The organism is Algoriphagus alkaliphilus, assembly GCF_900103735.1.
GTDB classification, from domain to species: domain Bacteria; phylum Bacteroidota; class Bacteroidia; order Cytophagales; family Cyclobacteriaceae; genus Algoriphagus; species Algoriphagus alkaliphilus.
This window is the reverse complement of record NZ_FMXE01000017.1, coordinates 78,721-100,576: the sequence shown is the minus strand read 5'-3', so window position 1 is coordinate 100,576 and position 21,856 is coordinate 78,721. Positions and strand designations below refer to the sequence as shown.

At 42.6% G+C, this 21,856-nt stretch carries 20 protein-coding genes and 1 rRNA gene; 13 read left to right on the top strand and 8 right to left on the bottom strand.

Going from position 1 to position 21,856, the window contains the following annotated elements; genetic code table 11:
• Window positions 1–196: 196 nt before the first annotated feature.
• The 10 genes from rrf (at window position 197) to BLQ81_RS12825 (ending at window position 9,892) form a co-directional block, all read left to right on the top strand.
• Window positions 197–308: ribosomal RNA gene (gene rrf, locus BLQ81_RS12870) — 5S ribosomal RNA — on the top strand.
• Between the two features lie 412 nt (window positions 309–720).
• Complete coding sequence (locus BLQ81_RS12865; RefSeq protein ID WP_092730629.1) at window positions 721–1,347, top strand: hypothetical protein; 627 nt, start codon at window positions 721–723, stop codon at window positions 1,345–1,347.
• Between the two features lie 72 nt (window positions 1,348–1,419).
• The gene (locus tag BLQ81_RS12860; RefSeq protein ID WP_092730627.1) at window positions 1,420–3,849 is read left to right on the top strand and encodes a heavy metal translocating P-type ATPase; all 2,430 of its coding nucleotides are present in this window, start codon (window positions 1,420–1,422) and stop codon (window positions 3,847–3,849) included.
• Window position 3,850: 1 nt separating this feature from the next.
• Window positions 3,851–4,039, top strand: coding sequence for a cbb3-type cytochrome oxidase assembly protein CcoS (gene ccoS, locus BLQ81_RS12855; RefSeq protein WP_092730625.1), 189 nt, complete (start codon window positions 3,851–3,853; stop codon window positions 4,037–4,039).
• Entirely contained in the window at window positions 4,032–6,164 is a 2,133-nt protein-coding gene (gene ccoN, locus BLQ81_RS12850) for a cytochrome-c oxidase, cbb3-type subunit I (protein WP_092730623.1), read from the top strand. Before ccoS ends, ccoN begins: the two co-directional genes overlap by 8 nt.
• Window positions 6,165–6,175: 11 nt before the next feature.
• Window positions 6,176–6,358, top strand: coding sequence for a CcoQ/FixQ family Cbb3-type cytochrome c oxidase assembly chaperone (locus BLQ81_RS12845; RefSeq protein WP_092730621.1), 183 nt, complete (start codon window positions 6,176–6,178; stop codon window positions 6,356–6,358).
• The gene (locus BLQ81_RS12840; protein ID WP_092730619.1) at window positions 6,355–7,278 is read left to right on the top strand and encodes a cbb3-type cytochrome c oxidase N-terminal domain-containing protein; all 924 of its coding nucleotides are present in this window, start codon (window positions 6,355–6,357) and stop codon (window positions 7,276–7,278) included. The genes BLQ81_RS12845 and BLQ81_RS12840 overlap by 4 nt, the downstream gene beginning before the upstream one ends.
• A 48-nt stretch (window positions 7,279–7,326) precedes the next feature.
• Window positions 7,327–8,754 carry a cytochrome c oxidase accessory protein CcoG gene (ccoG, locus tag BLQ81_RS12835; RefSeq protein WP_092730617.1) on the top strand — a complete coding sequence of 476 codons (1,428 nt, stop codon included), beginning with the start codon at window positions 7,327–7,329 and terminating at the stop codon, window positions 8,752–8,754.
• An 8-nt stretch (window positions 8,755–8,762) separates the two neighbouring features.
• A complete protein-coding gene (locus BLQ81_RS12830; protein ID WP_092730615.1) occupies window positions 8,763–9,188 on the top strand; it encodes a FixH family protein in 426 nt (141 codons plus the stop codon).
• On the top strand, window positions 9,188–9,892 hold the full coding sequence (locus BLQ81_RS12825; RefSeq protein ID WP_092730613.1) for a sulfite exporter TauE/SafE family protein: 705 nt from the start codon (window positions 9,188–9,190) through the stop codon (window positions 9,890–9,892). The genes BLQ81_RS12830 and BLQ81_RS12825 overlap by 1 nt, the downstream gene beginning before the upstream one ends.
• Here the strand turns inward: BLQ81_RS12825 and hemN are convergent, their stop codons facing one another.
• Window positions 9,893–11,251, bottom strand: coding sequence for an oxygen-independent coproporphyrinogen III oxidase (gene hemN / locus BLQ81_RS12820; RefSeq protein WP_092730611.1), 1,359 nt, complete (start codon window positions 11,249–11,251; stop codon window positions 9,893–9,895).
• A 165-nt stretch (window positions 11,252–11,416) separates the two neighbouring features.
• Here hemN and BLQ81_RS12815 point away from each other — a divergent pair, with 165 nt between their 5' ends.
• Entirely contained in the window at window positions 11,417–12,499 is a 1,083-nt protein-coding gene (locus BLQ81_RS12815; protein ID WP_092730609.1) for an alkane 1-monooxygenase, read from the top strand.
• Here BLQ81_RS12815 and BLQ81_RS12810 read toward each other — a convergent pair whose 3' ends face one another.
• From BLQ81_RS12810 to BLQ81_RS12800, 3 genes are read right to left on the bottom strand one after another with little or no spacing between them, the layout of a single operon-like run.
• The gene (locus BLQ81_RS12810; protein WP_092730607.1) at window positions 12,500–13,543 is read right to left on the bottom strand and encodes a vWA domain-containing protein; all 1,044 of its coding nucleotides are present in this window, start codon (window positions 13,541–13,543) and stop codon (window positions 12,500–12,502) included.
• Entirely contained in the window at window positions 13,524–14,420 is an 897-nt protein-coding gene (locus BLQ81_RS12805) for a hypothetical protein (protein ID WP_092730605.1), read from the bottom strand. Before BLQ81_RS12805 ends, BLQ81_RS12810 begins: the two co-directional genes overlap by 20 nt.
• Entirely contained in the window at window positions 14,413–15,291 is an 879-nt protein-coding gene (locus BLQ81_RS12800; RefSeq protein ID WP_092730603.1) for a DUF58 domain-containing protein, read from the bottom strand. Before BLQ81_RS12800 ends, BLQ81_RS12805 begins: the two co-directional genes overlap by 8 nt.
• Before the next feature lie 105 nt (window positions 15,292–15,396).
• Between BLQ81_RS12800 and BLQ81_RS12795 the strand changes: the two genes are divergently transcribed.
• Together BLQ81_RS12795 and BLQ81_RS12790 are read left to right on the top strand one after the other, a co-directional pair.
• On the top strand, window positions 15,397–15,750 hold the full coding sequence (locus tag BLQ81_RS12795; RefSeq protein WP_092730601.1) for a DUF4296 domain-containing protein: 354 nt from the start codon (window positions 15,397–15,399) through the stop codon (window positions 15,748–15,750).
• Window positions 15,750–18,137, top strand: coding sequence for an endonuclease MutS2 (locus tag BLQ81_RS12790; protein ID WP_092730599.1), 2,388 nt, complete (start codon window positions 15,750–15,752; stop codon window positions 18,135–18,137). Before BLQ81_RS12795 ends, BLQ81_RS12790 begins: the two co-directional genes overlap by 1 nt.
• 205 nt (window positions 18,138–18,342) lie before the next feature.
• Here the strand turns inward: BLQ81_RS12790 and BLQ81_RS12785 are convergent, their stop codons facing one another.
• From BLQ81_RS12785 to BLQ81_RS12770, 4 genes are all read right to left on the bottom strand, one after another.
• On the bottom strand, window positions 18,343–18,828 hold the full coding sequence (locus BLQ81_RS12785; RefSeq protein ID WP_092730597.1) for a hypothetical protein: 486 nt from the start codon (window positions 18,826–18,828) through the stop codon (window positions 18,343–18,345).
• Between the two features lie 161 nt (window positions 18,829–18,989).
• Entirely contained in the window at window positions 18,990–19,607 is a 618-nt protein-coding gene (locus tag BLQ81_RS12780) for an ABC transporter ATP-binding protein (protein ID WP_092730595.1), read from the bottom strand.
• A gap of 64 nt (window positions 19,608–19,671) precedes the next feature.
• Window positions 19,672–20,451 carry an acyl-ACP--UDP-N-acetylglucosamine O-acyltransferase gene (gene lpxA / locus BLQ81_RS12775; protein ID WP_092730593.1) on the bottom strand — a complete coding sequence of 260 codons (780 nt, stop codon included), beginning with the start codon at window positions 20,449–20,451 and terminating at the stop codon, window positions 19,672–19,674.
• Entirely contained in the window at window positions 20,448–21,842 is a 1,395-nt protein-coding gene (locus BLQ81_RS12770) for a bifunctional UDP-3-O-[3-hydroxymyristoyl] N-acetylglucosamine deacetylase/3-hydroxyacyl-ACP dehydratase (protein WP_092730592.1), read from the bottom strand. The genes lpxA and BLQ81_RS12770 overlap by 4 nt, the downstream gene beginning before the upstream one ends.
• Between the last annotated feature and the right edge of the window lie 14 nt (window positions 21,843–21,856).

The window sequence follows — 21,856 nt, the reverse complement described above, 5'->3', positions numbered from 1 at the left end:
AGACGATGACGTTGATAGGCTGCAGGTGTAAAGTCAGTGATGGCATAGCTGAGCAGTACTAATTGCCCAAAAACTTACGCTACGTTTGTTACAGTTTCTACCAAATATGTTAAAGACATAAGACATTAGACGAAAAGAAGTTAGACAAGAGAAGAGAGATCTTGATACTTGATACGAGCTACTGAAGTCTTCCAATTTAGGCGGCCTAGCGCAGGGGTCCCACCTCTTCCCATCCCGAACAGAGAAGTTAAGCCCTGCAGCGCCGATGGTACTGGGGTTACACCCGGGAGAGTAGGTCGCCGCCACATTATTCAAAAGCCTTTGGAGAAATCCGGAGGCTTTTTTGCGTTTAAACCCTCCATGTTTTGAAGGGAAGAAGCAGGAGCGAAACAGAAATACAAGCCTGCCAGAATTTAGATCGCTCGCATCACGTCAAACTCATCCAAGCTTGATCCGGTCCACTTCTTGGTTTAGGGATGCTTAACGCGCTCTGCTTTAATCAATTTCCTTCATATTATTCAAAAGAATTTGGTGACAATTGATTGTATCTGGATTTAGTTTTTTTGGTTTACTTAATGCTAGCTTTTCTAGTGGAGACGGCAATAAACTATTTTCCGGAATCTTTGAAATTTAAAATCCTGATTTTTATCATAATTCTTAACCACATAAGTCAGGCAACGCTGAAGAATCAAAATTTAGCTTTGGGTATAAATACAACCCATGGAACTAAAATCACCACAAGCCCTGAGATTTGGTTTGCCTGAGGAAATTGTAAAGGAATTTTTCTATGAAAAATTACCTCCGTCTTTTGCCCCGTCAATTCCTGAACTCGGGATTTATAGGCAAGAAGGTGATCCAACGCTGTTTGCCTTAGACTTATTCAAAACGCTTGAATGGTTGCATGATAAAGATTATCCTCGGCCCTTGGGGAATGAAGTATGTGCAATTCCTGTTATGCTTTCCGTTCCTGATTTTTCAACAGAGCATTTATTGTTTCATTTTGATGGATCACCAAACTCTGTGGAATTGATTCGGAAATTCATCGATCTCTTTGGGGATTTGATCAAGGAAAGTAAAGCTACTATCATATCACCCAATTTTATTCCCAAATCCAAAATTCGGGAAGAACGCGAAATTATTCAATTAGTCACTTCCAATACTAAGGAAACCAGTTTTATAAAATTCAACTTTTCCAGGATTGGAGATTTTTGGTCTTATGGAGTTAAGAATGATTGTACACTCCTTGTGACGACCAAAAATTACCAGGCAGAATTAGCCAAAGTACTTTTTCATTTCTACCAAGGAAAAATTTGGAGTAATAAGCTATCCTTTTATCTTTCGGTGTAAGTCATGGCTTTCAATGATTTTAGTCATGTTTTTTCAATCAGGGTCAGGGTAATTTTATAAAAATATTTCAGAATGCATCCAGTATTACCTTCAGAAATCCAATTCAAATGCTACCATTGTGGAGAGAGCTGTGAGCAGGAATTCATTTCAGTTGAAGATAAAAAATTCTGCTGTCAGGGATGTAAACTGGTGTATGAAGTTTTGTCTCAAAACGATCTCTGCGAATATTATGAACTTGAAGCAAATCCTGGAAAGAGTCAAAAAGATAATTCCAGTTTAAAAAATAGATTTGACTACTTAGATGATTTAGACGTTGGACAGAAATTATTGGATTTCAAAAACGACTTAGAAAGTCATATTACTTTTTATATCCCTTTAATTCACTGTGCATCTTGTATATGGCTTTTGGAAAATTTATTCCAAATCAATAAATCTATATTTAGTAGCCGAGTTGATTTTATTAAAAAGAAAGTTCAGGTCAAGTTTCTTCATGATCAAATCAGTTTAAAAGAGGTAGTAAGTCTCCTTTCTACTCTGGGATATGAACCTAAAATTAATCTTTCGGACTTAGATCATAAGTCCAAAAATCCTGTGGATCGCAAGACTCTGACCAAACTGGGAGTGGCAGGTTTTTGCTTTGGAAATATGATGCTATTCAGTATGCCTGAGTATTTTTCTGAAGCAGAACTGCTTGGCGAAGGGTTTAAAAGACTATTTGATTACCTCAATGTAGTCCTTTCGCTTCCGATTGTATTTTATTCAGCAAGTGATTACTACACGTCTGCTTGGAACGCTGTCCGTCAGCGTAAAATCAACATGGATGTCCCCATAGTATTGGGAATTATTGCCTTTTTTCTTTATTCCCTTTGGGAGATTTTTGTTCAGGGAAATGCCGGATACATGGACAGCCTTGGGGGTTTGCTTTTCTTTCTATTGTTAGGTAAAGTTTACCAGCAAAAGACTTTTGCTACGCTTGAATTTGACCGTGATTATAAATCCTATTTTCCAATCGCTGTAACTCGCCTTATACAAGATCGAGAAGAAGTGATTCCACTTTTTAAGCTTCAGGTAGGGGATGTCGTTTTGGTCCGGGATGAAGAATTGATCCCTGCGGATGCTCTGTTATTGAGTGGTCAAGCTGATATCGATTACAGCTTTGTGACAGGGGAAGAAGTACCGATTCCTAAGGGGAAAGGGCAGTTGATTTACGCAGGTGGAAGACAAAAAGGTGAACCCATTTTGTTGACTATTCAGAAATTGCCCTCTCAGGGCTACCTTACGGATTTGTGGAATAATGAATCTTTTGGGAAGTCCAACAAACGTCTTTTGGAGCCTTTGGCAAATCGAATCAGCGGAGTCTTTACCTGGACAGTGCTCAGTATTGCGCTTGTTGCATTTGTTTTCTGGATGGGCAAGGATCTTTCTATTGCGGTGAAAGCCTTTACCACCGTCCTAATTATAGCCTGCCCCTGCGCACTTTCCATGTCGACTCCATTTACCTTGGGCAATACCCTGAGAATATTCGGTAAAGGGAAATTTTACCTTAAAAATGCAGCCGTAGTCGAAAGACTTGCCCTTTTGGATACTGTTGTCTTTGACAAAACGGGAACCTTGACTGATCCTGCAAATGCTTCTATTGAATATTTTGGGGAGCCACTCTCATCTGAAACCAAGTCAATTATCAAAGCAATGGTAGCTCGATCTACACATCCGCTTAGTAATAGAATTAATCTTTTTTTAGGCAAAATTCATCCGGTTCATTTGGAAAAAGTTCAGGAATTGAAAGGGGCCGGATTTTTAGCTGTTTACAAAAACCAAGAATTCCGTCTGGGATCGAAAATCTTCACCGGTGTGAAGGGCGATCATTTTTCAGAAGGCGGAAATCATGTTTTCCTTAATGTGGAAGGAGTCAACTTGGGCTATTTTCATATTCAGTCCGGGTTGAGAAATGGCGCATCTAAGGTGGTAAAAGGACTGGCAGAGATCTATGAACTCCATGTGCTTTCGGGGGATCATGCACATGAAAGGGAGTCTTTGGCCCATCAACTTTCACATGAGCTTAAGTTCAACTTTGAGCAAAGTCCTACAGACAAACTTAACTATCTAAAAGCACTCAATATCAAGGGGAAGAACACATTGATGATAGGAGATGGGCTCAATGATGCGGGGGCACTTCAAGAAAGTCAGGTAGGGATAGCAATTACAGACCGCGTCAGTCATTTTTCTCCTGCAAGCGATGCAATACTCGATGCAGAATCTTTTGACAGAATTCCAAATTTCCTTGCCTTTGCCCGAAATAGCCGATTGATAATCAAAGCCAGTTTTGGACTGAGCTTTTTATATAATATTCTGGGGATCAGTCTTGCCGTTCAGGGACTACTCAGCCCTGTTCTCTGCGCTATTCTAATGCCTCTGAGCAGTATTTCAGTGGTGGTCTTTACGACATTGGCTACCAATTTCATGGGGGTTCGCAAGGGTCTCCTTCACCTAAACTATCGCTAATATGGAAGTCATTTTTATCCTAATTGCAATAAGCCTCATCCTCGCTGTCACGTTTTTATTCCTCTTTTTCAGAGCAATGAAAGACGGGCAGTTTGACGATAGTTACACTCCTTCTATCCGAATTTTATTTGAAAATCAGCCTAAAAAATCAAAAAAAGATCAACCAAAAAAAACCAAGTCCTATGAATGATTCTACTTTGGAACGGTTCCACTATGACAATAAAATTGTCAAGTACTTCAGTGCCGCTACGATTATCTGGGGTCTAGTTGGTATGTTAGTGGGGCTACTCGCCGCCACCCAGCTTTTCCTTCCTGAGGCCAATTTGGGTAATCCCTACACTACATTTGGAAGGATTCGCCCGCTGCATACCAATGCAGTCATCTTCGCTTTTGTGGGAAACGCAATTTTCGCGGGGATTTATTATTCCATGCCAAGGCTGCTCAAAACACCAATGTGGAACTCAATGCTAAGTTGGTTCCATTTTTGGGGCTGGCAATTGATTATTGTCGCCGCTGCCATTACACTGCCTTTGGGTTTGACTACTTCCAAAGAATATGCGGAGTTGGAGTGGCCTATTGATATCGCAATTGCCATTGTTTGGGTAGCATTCGGAGCGAATATGATCGGTACGCTGATCAAGCGTCGTGAGCGACACATGTATGTTGCGATTTGGTTTTACCTAGCTTCTTTTATTACAGTCGCAGTATTGCACATTTTCAACTCCTTCGAGCTGCCAGTTTCATTTATGAAGAGTTACTCCGGCTATGCTGGTGTGCAGGATGCTCTGGTACAGTGGTGGTATGGACACAATGCTGTCGCATTCTTTCTTACGACTCCATTTTTGGGATTGATGTATTACTTCTTGCCAAAAGCTGCGAATCGACCGGTTTATTCATATAAGTTATCAATTGTCCACTTTTGGTCGCTGATCTTCCTCTACATGTGGGCGGGTCCTCACCATTTGCTTTACACAGCGTTGCCAGAGTGGGCCCAGGTATTGGGTACAGTATTTTCAGTGATGCTTATTGCTCCTTCTTGGGGTGGTATGGTCAATGGACTTTTGACATTAAGAGGAGCTTGGGACAAAGTTAGAACCGAACCCGTTTTGAAATTTTTGGTGGTAGCTATTACAGCTTATGGTATGGCCACTTTTGAAGGGCCGATGTTGTCACTTAAAAATGTGAATGCTATAGCCCACTACACAGATTGGATAGTAGGGCACGTGCACATTGGTGGACTTGGCTGGAATGGCTTCCTGACTTTTGGAATGCTGTATTGGATGTGGCCAAGACTTTTCAAAACGACTTTGTACTCTACAAAACTTGCGAATACGCACTTTTGGCTCGGTACACTGGGGATTATTTTCTACGCACTTCCGCTTTATGTTTCAGGCTTGACTCAATTTTTGATGCTGAAAGAATTCAATGAAGCTGGACGATTGGCCTACCCTAACTTCTTGGAAACTGTGATCCAAATTGTGCCGATGTATATACTTCGTGCTTTTGGTGGAGTACTTTACTTAATTGGTGCCATTGTGATGATGTACAATATGTGGAAGACCGCGAAGCAGGGAGTTTTCCAAGAAACAGAAGAAGATCAAGCACCCGCCTTGGCTAAAGCTTATAATCCAAGTGGAGAGTTCTGGCACAGAGCATGGGAAAGAAAGCCAGTATTCTTTACCATTTTGGCTACAATCGCAATTGCCATTGGTGGTGCCATTGAAATCATTCCAACGATTTTGATTAAATCCAATGTGCCGACAATCAGTGCAGTAAAACCTTACACACCACTCGAATTGGAGGGAAGGGACCTTTATATAGCCAACGGTTGCGTGGGCTGCCACTCTCAGATGATCCGACCTTTCAGATCAGAGACCGAACGATACGGAGAATACTCCAAAGCCGGTGAATTCGTCTACGACCGTCCTTTCCTGTGGGGATCCAAGCGGACCGGCCCGGACCTTCATCGAATTGGCGGAAAGTATCCTGACAGCTGGCATTATTACCACATGATTGATCCGAGATCAATGTCCCCTGGTTCTTTGATGCCTCCTTATCCTTGGATGGCTACCAATGAACTGGATAATTCGGATTTACCTGCAAAAATCAGAACCCTTCAAAAACTGGGCGTTCCTTATCCCGAAGGATTTGATCAGGATGCGACTGCTGATTACGATGCCCAAGCAGCCAAAGTGGTGGCCAACCTTAAAGAGGCAGGTGTCGAGGTAGGGCCGAATACTGAAATTGTCGCCTTGATAGCTTATCTACAGCGAATGGGTACAGATATCAAACAATCCTCCGCATCCAACCAATAACCATTGAAGCCATGTATAAAGAAATTCTTAGATCAATCGACAACATAGCGATCTATCCGATCATTTCATTGATCATCTTCTTGCTGTTTTTTGTGGGGATGTTTATCTGGGTGGTGAGAACACCCAAAGACCATATTAAACACATGGAATCTCTCCCTTTTGAAGACCAAGAATCAACCATCAATCAGCCATGAAGAAGCTATTTTCATTACTCGCAATTTTGGGGCTTACGACTTTTCCAGTCTGGGCACAAGCTGAAGAATCAAATTGGTATACCAAATTACAAGCCATGGATTCTGGTCAACTGACGCTTTTGGTGATTTTAGGGATTGTACTAGGCGTTATCGTTCTCTTGTTGATTTTGATGGTTTATCTCATGTCTTTCATAGCGGCAGTGCTTCGCAAGGAAGATCCAAGTTTGGCAAATCAGCCTTCTTGGTGGGATTCCTTCAAGGAACGTTTTGTGACAGGACAAGTGGATGAAGTCGGAGGCAAAGAAGAAAAAGCCAAAATAATGGACGATCACTCCTACGATGGAATTACTGAATTGGATAATTTCATGCCTCCCTGGCTTCAGGGCGTATTTGTGGGGACGGTTATTTTCGCGGTTGTTTATTTCGTCAACTATTCAGTGTTGGGAATTGGACCTACAGGAGTAGAGGAATATGAGGAAGAGTTGCGTATCGAAGCAGTTGCTGCTGAAGTCCGAAAAGCCAATATGGTAGCAGGGATTGATGAGAATACGGTAGTATTTGATGAATCAGCGACAGCCTTGGCCTCAGGAAAGACCATTTTTGACACCAATTGTGCAGCATGTCATGCATCTGACGGTGGTGGTGGTGTTGGGCCAAACCTCACGGATGAGTATTGGATTCATGGTGGATCTATTGCTGATGTTTTCAAAATTATCAAATATGGTGTCGTAGAAAAAGGGATGATTCCTTGGCAAGATCAGCTGAGTCCTGAGCAAATGCAGCAAGTATCTTCTTATATTCTTGCAATGAAAGGCACCTCACCCGCTGTTCCTAAAGAACCTCAGGGCGAGCGATATGTCCCAACTTTTGAAGAGAAAGCACCTTTGACTGACAGCACAGTTGTCGCATCGATAGAGTAAATTTATTACTGCCGGGAGATTTTCTCTCGGCAGTATTTTGCCTAAACTATGGCTAAGAAGAACCAAAACCCACATTTGAACCCGGAAAGGTTCAGGGACGCACTCGCCACTGTCAAAGAAGACGGAAAGCGTTATTGGGTGTATCCCAAAAAGGTTTCCGGCTATTTTTATAGGTATCGGGCCTATCTGTCATGGGTTTTATTGGCGATTTTGTTTGCGGGTCCCTTTATTCAAGTTAACGGCAGGCCATACATGCTTTTCAATATTTTCGAACGAAAGTTCATCATCTTTGGAGCAGCGTTTTGGCCGCAGGATACGCATCTCTTGATCTTCCTACTGTTAATATTCTTTGTGTTCGTGATTTTGTTCACCGTGGTCTTTGGAAGGGTTTGGTGCGGTTGGGCATGCCCCCAAACACTTTTTATGGAGATGGTTTTTCGTAAAATCGAATACCTGATTGAAGGGGATGCCAATCAGCAGCGAACCTTAAATGAGTCACCTTGGAATGGAGAAAAAATAATAAAAAAGGGGCTGAAAATCAGTGTTTTCGCCTTGATATCCTTAATGATAGGGCATTTGGTAATGGCATATTTGATTGGAATTGATCAGGTGAAAGCAATTGTTTCCAAACCTCCCACTGAAAACATGGCCGGGTTTATCGGACTTGTTGCATTTTCAGGAATTTTCATGTTGGTATTTTCCTGGTTTAGGGAACAGGCTTGCTTGGTGGTGTGTCCTTATGGCCGTCTTCAGGGTGTTCTTTTAGATGACAACAGTATTAATGTCTTGTATGATTATGTGCGAGGAGAACCACGGACTCCAATCCGGAAAAATGAAGTGGCACCAGTGCCTAAGGGTGACTGTATCGATTGTGGTCTTTGTGTTCAAGTCTGTCCTACCGGTATTGATATCCGAAATGGAACCCAGATGGAATGTGTCAGTTGTACGGCATGCATCGATGCATGTGATGAGGTGATGATCAAAGTAGATAGACCGGTTGGACTGATTCGTTATGCTTCCGAAAACAGTATTAAACATGGCTTTCAAAAATTGCTAACCGGTAGAGTCAAAGGATATACCGTGGTTCTTTTTGCATTAGTGGCTGCATTTATTGCCCTCATTGCTACCAGAGAGGATTTGGAGGGGACGATAACACGTTTTCCCGGAATGACTTATCAGCAACGGGAAGCTGGTATGGTTTCCAATCTTTATAATATCACTTTGATCAACAAAACCTTTGAACCGAAGCGTGTGGAAATTAAGGCAATGGCTGAGGGGATGAAGGTTGAAATCGTCGGGGCTACGGAATGGGTTTTGGAGCCTCAAACAAAGTTTGAGGGCAGGCTCTTCTTGGTAAGGGATCAATCTTCGGTAAAAATACATCAGGAGAAGGTGATGCTTCAGCTCTTTAATGAAGGTCGGGAATTTGATGAGATTCAAACAAACTTTATGGCACCGGTAGGAGTCAAAAAATAACAGGAACTATGGATTGGGGAAAAGGAATTCTATTGACGATTATTGCCTTCGTTGGCTTCATTTTGACTTTGGTAGTCATTTCAGTAAGGCAGGATGATATCCATCTTGTCACTGAGAATTACTACGAAAAGGAGATCAAATATCAGGATCAGATAGATCGAGAGACTTCAGCTGCAGGATTGGATCGGGAAGTTTTGCATTTTGATTCCCAATCAAAAAGTATGGTTTTGGACCTTCCTGTGGGAGCGAAGGGAAATTTGCAGCTTTTCCGACCATCCGATGCCAGATTGGATCAGGAAATTTCTCTGGACATTCAGGAAGAAGGAAAGACTACTGTGTCTCTTGATAAATTAAAATCGGGATACTGGAAAGTTCAATTGACGTGGACTGAAAATGGCACAGACTTTTATCAGGAAAAGAAAATAAGTCTCTGATGCTTTGGACGGCTATGGTTTTGGGGTTTTTAGGATCATTTCATTGCATTGGAATGTGTGGCCCTATTGCCTTGGCTGTCGGGGGAAACAAGGCACAGACTTTCCTTTGGAACAAAATCATTTACAATTTGGGTCGAAGTTTGACCTACGCTTTTCTGGGTTTGATTATTGGGAGTTTAGGGTTTTCCCTGTCTTTGGCAGGAGTGCAGCAAGGAGTCTCAATCACAATGGGGGTTTTGGTTGTTTTGCTCTCTGTTAGTTATAAAAAAGCAGATCGATTTCTGACAATTCCGGCACTTTCGGGTGTAGTCACTTGGATCAAAAGTCACCTTGCCCGTAACCTCAAATCAGGAAGCAGGCTTGCTTTTTTTGCCACAGGAATAGTTAATGGGCTTTTGCCATGCGGGATGGTTTACATGGCTTTGGTGGTAGCGATGGGGATGCAAAGTCCGCTTTTAGGAGTCACTTACATGTTCTTTTTTGGTATTGGGACTATTCCCATGTTGCTTGGGTTGATGGTGTCCGGAAGTCTTTTACCTGCGATCCGTAGACAGCAAGTCCAAAAGGCTATCCCATATTTAGGGATTTTGATTGGAGTATTAATGGTCTTTCGCGGACTTGGACTCGGGATTCCAGGTTTCAGTCCTGAACTGGCCACTTTTGATTATGGGACACAGCAGGTTGAGATTACCATGTGTCACTAATTAGATAGACTTACTGAAGGAGGCTTTTTGAGCTTTAGAAGCGATCATTCTCATATCAAACTGCATACAAATATTCCTTACCACTGCCATCCCTTCAGCTGTAACCGAAATAGTGCCTTCATTTATCTTGACCAAGCCCTCCTCCTCCATTTCAAAGAGGGATTGCATGTTTTCGATCGGTAACTTCTCCCAAATTGAAAAAGGAACATTAGCCTTTCCTTGGCAGATCAAATCCAGTATCAATTTCCGGGTAACCTTATCTTCTTCTGTTTGAATGTGCCCCTTGATGATAGGGAGTTTGTTTTCCTTCAGAATTTGCTCATAGGATGAGCTGTTTTTTTCATTTTGGGCAAAGCCCAATCCAATATCACTGATACTACTTGATCCCAATCCAATCAGCATTTCTGAAGGAGAGGTGGTGTAGCCCATAAAATTACGGTGCAGGTTACCTGTTCTTTTTGCTATGCAAAGTGGATCATCCGGCAAAGCGAAGTGATCCATTCCCACCTCTTCATAGCCCATTTCGATCAGCATTTCTTTTCCAGCATCATATAGTGCTCTTTTTTCCCGCTCATTTGGAAGGAAGTCTTCAAAGCTTTTTTGGGCTGGAAATGCGGATGGCAAATGTGCATAGCTGTAAAAGGCGATTCGATCAGGCTTTAATTCATACACCCGATCAAAGGTTTCTTTTAGGGTTTCCAAAGTTTGGTGCGGTAATCCATAAATTAAATCGAAATTCACCGAGGTATAGCCGATTTTTCGGGCATTTTCAGTTGCTTCCCTGACTTTTTCAAAAGGTTGAATTCTGTGAATTGCTTTTTGAACAGTCAGATCAAAATCCTGAATCCCATAACTCACTCGTTTAAATCCTAATCGAGCTAATTCCTGCAGATGACCAAAAGTTGTGTTGTTTGGATGTCCTTCAAAGCTGAATTCGTGATCCGGTAAAACTTCGGCTGATTTTAAAATCTTTGAGATCAGAAAATTGAGATTTTGTGCCGAAAAAAAAGTTGGAGTACCTCCGCCCAAGTGAATTCCCGCGATCTTTGGCAAGCCTTCAAAGAGGCCCAAATAATGCGACCATTCTCTGAATACAGCCTTGAGGTATGGGTCTTCGACGTCATGATTCTTTGTGATTCGCTTAGTACATCCACAATAAGTACAAAGGCTTTCGCAAAATGGCAAATGGATATAGAGCGAAAGCCCCTCCTTGCTCCCTGTCATCTTGAAGGCTTTCCTCACCAGATTTTCCCACCCCGATGAACTTAGCTCCTCCTCCCAAAGCGGTACTGTGGGGTAGGAAGTATATCTTGGGACAGGCCGATTATATTTTTGGACAAGTATAGGAGACAATGCCATCGATCAGTATTTTAAGCAAAGGTGTACATAAGCTCTTGGCTTTAAAGTGACCTAAATAATATCTAAACCTGACTTTTATCAGGCTTTTTGAGCCGCCACTTCAGCTAAAATTTATTATCAAAATCCAGAAGATTCTTTTTAAATTTTGACCAAATCATTCGCTCTATGTACAGCGGTTTAAAAAAAATTGGCTTCTTCAGCGCATTGATCCTGCCGGCTTTACTAGTCTCAGGATATTATCTGGGAGGGTTCAATCTTTGGCTGATTCATGGGTTTGTTTTTGTGTTAGTCCCCTTGATGGATTATGTGATTAGTACCGATACTTCAAATGTTCCCAAGGAAGCGATAAGCCGCATGACTAAGGCCTATTTTTACAAACTTGTCACCTTTATTTGGGTCTATGTACAACTTTCAGTTTTGATTTGGGGGTTTTATGTGGTGAGCACAGCCGATTTTGTAGGGTGGGAGTGGTTGGCTTTTACTTCCGGTATGGCCTTGGTCACTGGTGGGATCGGGATTACGGTTGCCCATGAATTGGGGCATAAAGCTGAAAAAAGCGAGCAGATTTACGCACAAATTTTGCTGATGACGGTTTCTTATATGCACTTTTTTATAGAACATAATCGTGGACACCATGTCCGGGTGGCAACCGCAGAGGACCCTGCGACGAGCCGTTTTGGAGAGAATTTCTATTCGTTTTGGCTCAGGTCGGTGAAAGATGGATACCTCAGTGCGTGGGAATTAGAACGAGAGCGACTGTCAAAAAAGGGCTGTCCATTCTTTTCCTGGAGCAATCAAATGATCTGGTTTCAGGTTTTGCCAATTGCATTTGCAGGTTTGGGATTTCTTGTTTTTTCAATGTTACAGAACAGATGGGTATGGGAAGTTCCCGTATTCTTCTTTGCCCAAAGTCTCCTTGCCTTTTCCTTGTTGGAGGCGGTGAATTATCTGGAACATTATGGAATGGAAAGGAAAAAACTGGAAACTGGATTTTACGAAAAAGTGACTCCGCTTCATTCTTGGAATGCCAGCCAAAGAGTCAGTAATTTTCTTTTATTTCAGCTTCAGAGGCATTCTGACCACCATGCTTTTGCATTCAAGCGGTATCAGATCTTGAATCACTACGACGAAAGCCCACAGCTTCCGGCTGGATACTCGGCAATGATCTTGGTGGCTTTTTTTCCCCCACTTTGGTTTTCGTTAATGAATCCCCGCTTAGAAAAATGGAAAGAAATGCGGATTTCCTGATTAATCCAAAAGGAAATTATTGATGAATGTGCTCTTCAAAGCCAGCCAAATAAGGAAAAACAGCATTGCCCAAAAGAGATACACCCGATAATAATCTACAGTCTCTTTGTATCGATTTTCCTGAATCTCTGCTTTTTCCAAAACGTCAATTCGATCAAAAATCTGCTGAAGGGTGTTTCCGTCAGCCGCCCTATAGAATTCTCCGTTTCCGATTCTGGCGATTTCCCGAAGGGTGGTCTCGTCAAGATAACTCTCAACCATCTGAGGCCTTCCAAAAAAATCGGTTCCATAAGGGACCATTCCGTCTTTGCCTACTGCAATAGTGTAGATCTTGATATTGAAAGCGGAGGCGAGTTGGGCCGCAAACAGGGGGTCGACATTGCCCGCATTACTTTCCCCGTCAGAAAGGAGAATCATCACCTTTGAAGGTGTTTCGCTATCCTTCAGGCGATTGGTCCCTGCTGCGATGGCAGAACCAATGGCAGTACCCTTGGGCTCGATCATGTCAAAGGAAATATCCGCAATTAAGGCTGTCAACAGTTCGTAATCATTGGTCAATGGGGCCAAAGAATAGGCTTCTCCTGCGAATATCACCATGCCAATTCGATCTCCGAATCGACCATTTATAAAATCCACAGCTGTGCTTTTGGCTGCTTCAAGCCGATTGGGCCTAAAATCCTGCAAATCCATTGATTCAGAAATATCCAGTACCAAAAGAATATCTATTCCTTCGGTAAACTGCTCTACCCGCTCATTGCTTCGCTGCGGGCGTGCCAATGCGATGACTATGCCCAACAGTGCCAAAAAGAAAAATCCGGTAGGGACGAGTCGCAAATAGGTCCAAGGATTACCTCTGGCCACTCGTTTGGGGAGGGAAAGTTCCAAAACCGGATTTTTCAAAAACTTGATGCCTTTTCGCAAGAGAATCAGGAGTGGAATCATCCAAAGCAAATTCAACAGGATGGGGTTATCCCATTCATAGGTTTTGAAGGTCTCCGGAAGAAACCATGACCAATCAAAAAACTCAGCGACTTGCTTTCTCATTTCTGATTCGGTTTAATTTTTCCTGATACTTAGCTTTGGCCACCTCCAATAAATAATTTGTTGCTTCCCCTGTTTTCGCCTCCTTACCGGCATAAATGATCATATCGATTGACCGAAGTGCCTGGAATATTTCCTTATCGTCGAGGGCCTCTGCTATTTCACTTGAGGTCCATTCTTGAAAAGGGAGATCAGTAATGCTTTCAAGATATCCTTTCCAAAGTCCAACGACCTCATCAGCCAATTCCAAAGCTGGATTTTGAGCCAGTAATCCGGTTAGTTTTTTCCATTTACGCTCAAACTGAATCCACCTGAGTTTTTCGCGGTTTTTCTGGAATAAGGCTTTGATTCGCTTCGCAAAAAGTAAAGCAAGTCCACCAAGTAGGAGAAGTATTCCCGCTGTAATTACTGAAGCAAGTAGCCAGTTGAAAGTGGTTTCAATAGGTTGATAGACATTGTTTTCCTGAAAAACAGGCTGTTCAGGGATTGAGTCGAGCACTAATTTTAGCTTCAGTTCGGCTTCTGTGGAGAAATACGTGACGCTATCGTATCTGCTCAATTCATAGACAGGCAAGGAAAGAAAAATACTGGGATCCAGAGAAAAATTGGAAACATAGTAAATCGCGCTATCCAAGGTTTCACCTTCTCGAGTTTGAGACATGAAAGTTTTCTTTTCCAGTAATACTAAAGGAGAGAAATCAAAGGTGGAATCCGGGAAGATCAACTGAGCGGATTCGGGGTGACGGACTTTTAATACAAAACCTACACGCTCGCCAAGCCTGGCTGAATCCTGAGTGAAATAGCCATCCACTTGCACAGATTGTGCAAAGGATGATACACTTAAGCCCAGAAATAGAAGAAAAACACCGATTCTACCCACGTTTCATTCGTTTGTTTCGGTACTTAAAAAGGTCGATAAGTGGCCCTACGATATCCTGAGTGGTATCCATCGCAAGATAATTGATCTGATTTTTTTTACAGATATCCTTCAGATATTCTCGCTCGGTGGTAAAGGTTTCGGATATTCTTTTTGAAAAACTGCCGAACGCCGTATTTACCCATGTAGTTTTTCCTTTCTCTTTATCATAGATTGGAATTATACCAAGTGAAGGTAAGGCAGATTCTCTAGGGTCGGTAAGTTGAATTGCCACGACGTCATGACGTTCTGCCAAAGCTCGAAAAGGCCGCTCGTAGTCTTGATCTATGAAATCTGAAATGATGATGATGATGCTTCGTTTCTTTATAAGATTCAGGGCAAAGGTAAACATCCCGTGGAGGTTTGTCCTTAAACTATTATTTTGATGGTCAAATATTCCACGGATGATCTTGACCCCTTGCTTACTGCCTTTGGCCGGGAGAATTAGCTTTTCCTGCTCATCTGAATAGGAAATCAGTCCGATTTGGCTTCCTTCATAAACAGCTGCGAGTGTCAATACCCCTGCAATTAATTTTCCCTGATCAATTTTTTTATTTCCTTGCTGCCCGATGTCCTGACTGCCTGAGATATCCAAAAGAAAATAGACGGACTGTTCTTTTTCTTCACGGAAGGTCTTCACAAAGGTCCCGTGACCTTTTGCAGACACTTTCCATTCGATGGTCCTGATATCATCTCCGTACTGATATGGCCGCAAATCGTCAAATTCAAGACCAGATCCTTTGAAAAGAGATTGGTATTCCCCTTGGAGATGGTTGTTGGCCACCTTCCTGATCATTATTTCGTATTTTCTAAGCTTGTTGAACAGCTGATCCATGCCAGAGATTTGAACTGGCTAAGTTAAAGTCTTGAACTGAATTATAAAATTTGAGTTAGGTAATCGGTCAGGTCATTATCAGTTAAAAAAACCTAATTTTAAGCCGTGAAACGAATTCTTACCCTTTTGCTTTTTCTGACGCTCTTGAGTAGTTGTGATCGCTACACTACGCCCGTGGGCATTTTGTCTGAGAATGAGTTGGTCAATGTGCTGATAGATATCCAGTTGACCGAAGGAATTGTAAGTGCACTCCCCATCCCCTATGATTCTTCCCAGATCCTTTATTCGCTGATGGAGAAAGATGTTTTTATTAAACATGGCGTTGAGGATTCGGTTTTCACCAGAAGTCTGCTGTACTACCTGGAGGATGCCAAAAAAATGGACCGAATCTATGCCCGAGTGATCGATTCGCTTGTGGTAAGAGAATCTGTTCCGGAAAAAAAGGAGGATTTATTCTAATGCTTTACCCATCCAATCTCGATCAAAAGATCAATTTTGTCAAAATCAAAGACTTGCTCAAGGCGGAATGCACTTCTTCTTTGGGTCAGGACTATGTTGAAAAGGTTGCTTTTTCCTCAGATTATAACCTCGTCCAGCGGCTTTTAGACCAAACCGAAGAGTTTAGACAGATTCTCATAGCAGGTGAGGTTTTTCCAAACTCCAATTTCACCAATCTTCAGCCTTTTCTTGAAAAAGCCAAGCTGGAAGGAGCTTTTTTGGATCAGGAGGAATTCTACGAAGTAAAGCTTGCGCTTCAAACCCTAAAAGGCTGTGTTACTTTTTTCCAAAATCATGGAGAAAAATATCCAACCCTTAGCGCGCTTTTGGGACTTCTGCTCGATCTGGACATGAATCTCCTCAAAGCTATTGATCTGATCATCGATGAGAAAGGGAAGATTCGTAGCAATGCCAGCAAAGAATTGCAACTGATCAGAACTCAGCTTTTGTATGAGGAAGGAAGGCTGCGAAAAGTAATGGAGCGGATTTTCAAAGAAGCGCGTGCCAAAGGATTAACCCCTGATGATGCCTCCATGACCATACGAAGTGGCCGGATGGTGATTCCTGTGTCTGCTGAAAACAAGCGAAAGCTCAGAGGATTTATCCATGACGAATCGGCCACGGGTCAGACCGTATTCATGGAGCCTGAGGAAGCGCTCGACATCAATAATGAAATCCGTGACCTGGAATACATGGAGCGTCGGGAGATCATCCGGATTTTGACTCGACTCACAGATCAGCTTAGGCCTGCAATTCCAGCTTTGCGCAAGGCAACCAACTTCCTTGGGTTAATGGATTTTATCCGTGCCAAAGCAAAATTTGCCCAAAAGACAGACAGCTGCAGACCTGAATTGGTCAAAGAGCGAATATTGAGTTGGAATCGGGCAAGGCATCCAATCTTGGAGATGGTGCTCAAATCTCAGGGGAAAAAGATCGTTCCCATAGATATCAGGCTGGGTGGTCACGAGCGGCTATTGGTGATATCCGGGCCAAATGCAGGTGGGAAATCCGTCACCTTAAAGACTGTGGCACTGCTTCAATACATGCTGCAGTGTGGACTGTTGATACCGGTTCATCCGGATTCCAAGAGTTCGCTTTTCGATAATTTCTTTATTGATATCGGTGACGAGCAAAATCTGGAAAATGACCTGAGTACATACAGCTCGCACCTGATGAGCATGAAGCATTTTACCCAATTTGCCAATAAGAAAACCTTCCTTTTTATTGACGAATTTGGTACAGGCACAGAGCCCCAATTTGGAGGGGCGATTGCGGAATCAATTTTACTTTCCTTAAATAAACTTGGCGCCTTCGGTGTATTAACCACACACTATGGCAATCTGAAGCAGATTGCCAATAAAAATCAAGGATTAGTCAACGGTGCTATGCGCTACGATGTGGATCGCCTGGAGCCACTTTATCAATTGGAAATCGGAAAGCCAGGCTCTTCATTTGCATTGGAGATTGCTTCTAAAATCGGTCTATCCAAGGAGATTTTAGCCTATGCCAAAGCGAATATTGGAGAAGAGCGGGTGCGTTATGATCGGCTTTTGACCCAATTGGAAAATGAAAAGAACCAATATTCAGGTTTGGTGAAGGAGGTAAAGGAGAAAGATAAGTTGCTTCAGGTTAGGCTGAAAGAATACAATCAGCTGAAGGAAACCCTGGAATTGACTAAGAAGAAATACATCCAGGAGGCCAAGCAGGAGGCGAAATCTTTGTTGGATCAGACTAACAAAAAGATTGAAGCGACTATTAGGGAAATCCGTGAAGGAAATGCCGAAAAAGAAATAACCAAGCAGGTTCGTCAGGAATTGGAAGAATTCAAGCAGGAGGTTAAGCCTGAAAAATTGCTTGTCAAAGATCCTGAAATCGTGGTAATCGGTGGGAAAATCGAGTCAGGAGATTGGGTTAGATTGAAAGACAATGGCGCAGTAGCTCAGGTAGTTGGGATTCGAAACAAGGACGTTGATATCACTATCGGAGATTTGAAGTCCAATGTCAAGCTTTCCAGATTGGAGAAAATCTCAAAAACGGAGGTCAAAAAAGAGCAGAAGGCATTGGCACAGCGGGGGAATTACAATACCAATGCTAAGATGATGGACTACTCCCCAAATCTTGACCTGAGAGGCAAGCGGGGAGAGGAGATCCTATCCTTGATTCAGACATTCATCGATGAGGGGCATATGCTTGGTGTGAAACACTTACGGATCGTTCATGGAAAAGGAGACGGAATTCTGCGTGAAATCACCAGAAATCTACTCAGAGCCATGCCGCCGGTAGGTAAAATGGAAGACGAACACGCCGATCGTGGTGGTGCTGGAGTTACATTGGTGACCTTGAAATAAAAAAGGGAGCTTAGTGGACTCCCTTTCGATTTTTTAGAGTTTATTTTTATTTTTTCTGTATATCCGCTCTCTTACCAGTTGCCATAGGAAATAAGGCTAGAAGTCCGATGAGACGAGCTGTGGACTGTGGACGGTCGTCTGTCGACGATTATCCGCTCTTTTCAAGTTCAATTTTAGCATACTGGTAGAATTGCGGATAATCACATTATTTTTTAATCAAATCAAACACATAATCTCCCGCAATAGCAAACTGTCCGTTAATTCTTGCGCCGGGTGCCGGGATGGAAAATACCAGTTTTAGGTTAGTGCCGGTCTGGGTAAACGACATTTCTCTTGCAGCTGCAGGTTTGGTTCCAGTCAGAGTGATTTTATCAAAGTTGGTTCCTGCAAACGCCCAATTTCCATTGGCATCAAATAGATCATTACTATTTCTTGTGGTGTAGGTTTTGGAAGAACCAGAGTTGAGAATCAGCTCAAAAGTCGAATAGAGGTCTGTAACATTATTTCCTCTTCGGGTAACTCTACCTCCACCGGCAATTCCCCAAGTTTGGGCTCCAGTTCCCGTCAAAGCTTCAGTAGCGATTTGTTCAGGTGTTTTTGGGGGAGTTGGAGTAGGATCATCGCCGCCACAAGACTGTAAACTCACAAACAGTAAAGCCGCAAAGGCCACTTTCCACACGTTTAATTTCATCTGTTTATAATTTGTTTTTGAAAGGCCAAATGGAATCTCGCATGGAGAATAATCATCCCAGTGTGTGATCCCGTAAATACGGGATCATGCTCGATTTCATAAAAACTAAATTTTAATGCTGTAAAATTAAAGATATCAAGCAGAGTTCAAAGGTTAATTTTTTACTTAAAATCTTCCAAAGCAAGTTTTTGTAAACAAAACTCATATTCTCGGGGCTCATTGGAGCATATAACGAGAATTCTGTCATTTTGGAAATTTTTAATCAAGTCAGTGTACCAGGAAATCCCCTTTTTATCAAGATTGGAGGTCGGTTCATCCAACAAAACAAGCGGCACGTCTGAAAATAAAGCAATTCCCAATTTAAGTCGTTGCTTCATGCCTGAAGAAAATTGGGAAACAGGCTTTGTTGCATGCTGATCGAGGTAAAGTATCTCAATCAATTCTTTGGGTTGGACCTGTTTGAAAGGACGCTTGAATTTAAAATGAAAGTCAATTAGTTCGATGAGCCTGAACTCCTCAGGTAACTCCAGGTAAGGTGCTGAAATTGAGAGATAGTTATACCATTCTGATTCGGGAATAAGATTTCCCTCAGATTCAAAAGTGATATTTCCGGATGAAAAAGGGATTGCTCCGGAAAGGCATTTAAGCAAAGTTGACTTTCCCGATCCATTACCCCCGGTTATTGCAAGAGAATCTCCCTTCTTGAGTTGAAGGCTTAAATTTTTAAAAATCCATTCGTATTCAAAGCGCTTAGAAGCCTCATGCAACTGGATTTTCATAGGATTAACATTTGTTTTTTAAAGGCCAAACCTGCCTTAGGCAGGCAGGCTCGATTTCACCATATCAATTGATATAGCCTTTCATTACTCCTCGTTCTGAGGATCGGATAAAGTTTAGGATTTCATCTCGTTCCTTGGTTGCAGGCAGGTTGACTTCGATCTCTTCAAGAGCCCGGCTGTTGTTGAGACTATTGAGGAAAAGGTAGCGGTAGACTTCCTGGATGTGTGAGATGGTTTCGCTGGAAAACCCACGTCGTCTCATTCCCAAAGAATTGACCCCTGCATAAGAAAGAGGTTCCCGAGCAGCTTTGGTGAATGGCGGAACATCTTTTCTGACCAATGAACCTCCCGAGATCATGGCATGCATTCCAACTTTTACAAATTGGTGTACCGCGCTGGATCCTCCAATGATTGCCCAGTCGTCTATCGATACGTGCCCGGCGATTTGAACGGAGTTTGCAATGATCACATTACTTCCGATGACACAGTCGTGGGCTATGTGTACATAGGCCATCAAAAGACAATTATTCCCGATGATGGTGGTTTGTTTGTCCACAGTGCCACGACTGATGGTGACACACTCTCTAATGGTGGTGTTGTCTCCGATGACGACTGTAGAATCTTCCCCCTGAAACTTCAGATCCTGTGGGACACCTGCAATCACTGCTCCTGGGAAAACACGACAGTTTTTACCGATTCTAGCTCCCGGATAAATAGTTACATTAGAACCAATCCATGAATTTTCACCGATGATCACATCCTCATGGATCATAGTAAAGGGATCTACTTGAACATTCCCCCCAAGTGTTGCGCCGGGATGAATAGAAGACATGCTGCTGATCATGATTCTTTTCGAGTTATACTGGCAGTCATCACAGCTTCACAGACGAGTGTATTTCCAACGTAGGCTTCGCCTTTCATCTTTGCTATTCCTCTGCGGATTGGTGCCAAAAGTTCACATTTAAAAACTAAGGTATCGCCTGGCAATACCATTTTTCTGAATTTGCAATTTTCTATTCCAAGAAAGTAAGTCCAGTAATTTTCCGGATCATCGACTGTACTCAAGACCAAAATACCTCCGGTTTGAGCCATTGCCTCAACTTGGAGTACTCCCGGCATTACAGGATTGCCGGGAAAGTGTCCCATGAAAAATGGTTCGTTCATTGTTACATTTTTCACTCCGGCCACCACATTTTCATCCAGATAGATAATTTTATCAATTAATTGAAATGGGTACCGGTGTGGTAGGATATTGCTGATCTGATTGATATCCATTACCGGAGGGAGCTTTGGATCGTAATGTGGAATATGGGAGGCTCCGGCTTTTTCCATAGCTCTTTTTAGCTTTTTGGCAAAGGCCACATTCGCGGCATGCCCTGGGCGGGCAGCCAGAATTTGTGCTTTAAGCGGCCTTCCAACCAAGGCTAGATCCCCAACGACATCAAGTAATTTGTGACGGGCAGGCTCATTTCTGTATCTCAAGTCTACATTATTTAGAATCCCTTCCTTCTTGACCTCTACGGATTGCTTATTGAACATTTTGGCCAGATTGGCCAATTCATCCTTTTCTACGACCCGATCGACTACCACTATTGCGTTATTCAGATCTCCGCCTTTGATCAAGTTGGAGTTATACAGCATTTCAAGTTCATGAAGAAAGCAGAAGGTTCGGCAGGAGGCGATTTCGGATCTAAACTGGCTGATGTCTGTGATGGAGGCATGCTGACTTCCCAGTACGGGGGAATTGTAATCCACCATCACAGTCACGCGATAATTATCAGTGGGGAGAGCTACCATTTCCACTTCGCGAGCGACATCTTTATATTGGATACTTTCTTGAACTTCAAAAAATCTTCTGAGGGCATTCTGTTCTTCAAAACCGGCATCTTCCAAAACCTCAATAAACTGGATCGAGGATCCATCCATAATCGGAGGCTCTGGACCATCCAACTGGATCATCACGTTATCAATCTCAAGTCCTACCAATGCTGCCAAGACATGCTCCACGGTATAAACTCTTGCACCGTTTTGTTCTAAAGTAGTACCACGGGAAACATCCACAACCAAATCGCAATCTGCGTCCACTGTTGGTCTCCCTTCGAGGTCGATCCGCTGAAATTTGATGCCATGATTTGGGGGGGCGGGTTGGAAAGTCATGTTGGAAACTACCCCGGTGTGAAGTCCAACCCCGGAAAGTTCCACCTGTCTCTTAATGGTATGTTGTTTTACTTTCATATGATTATAATTTG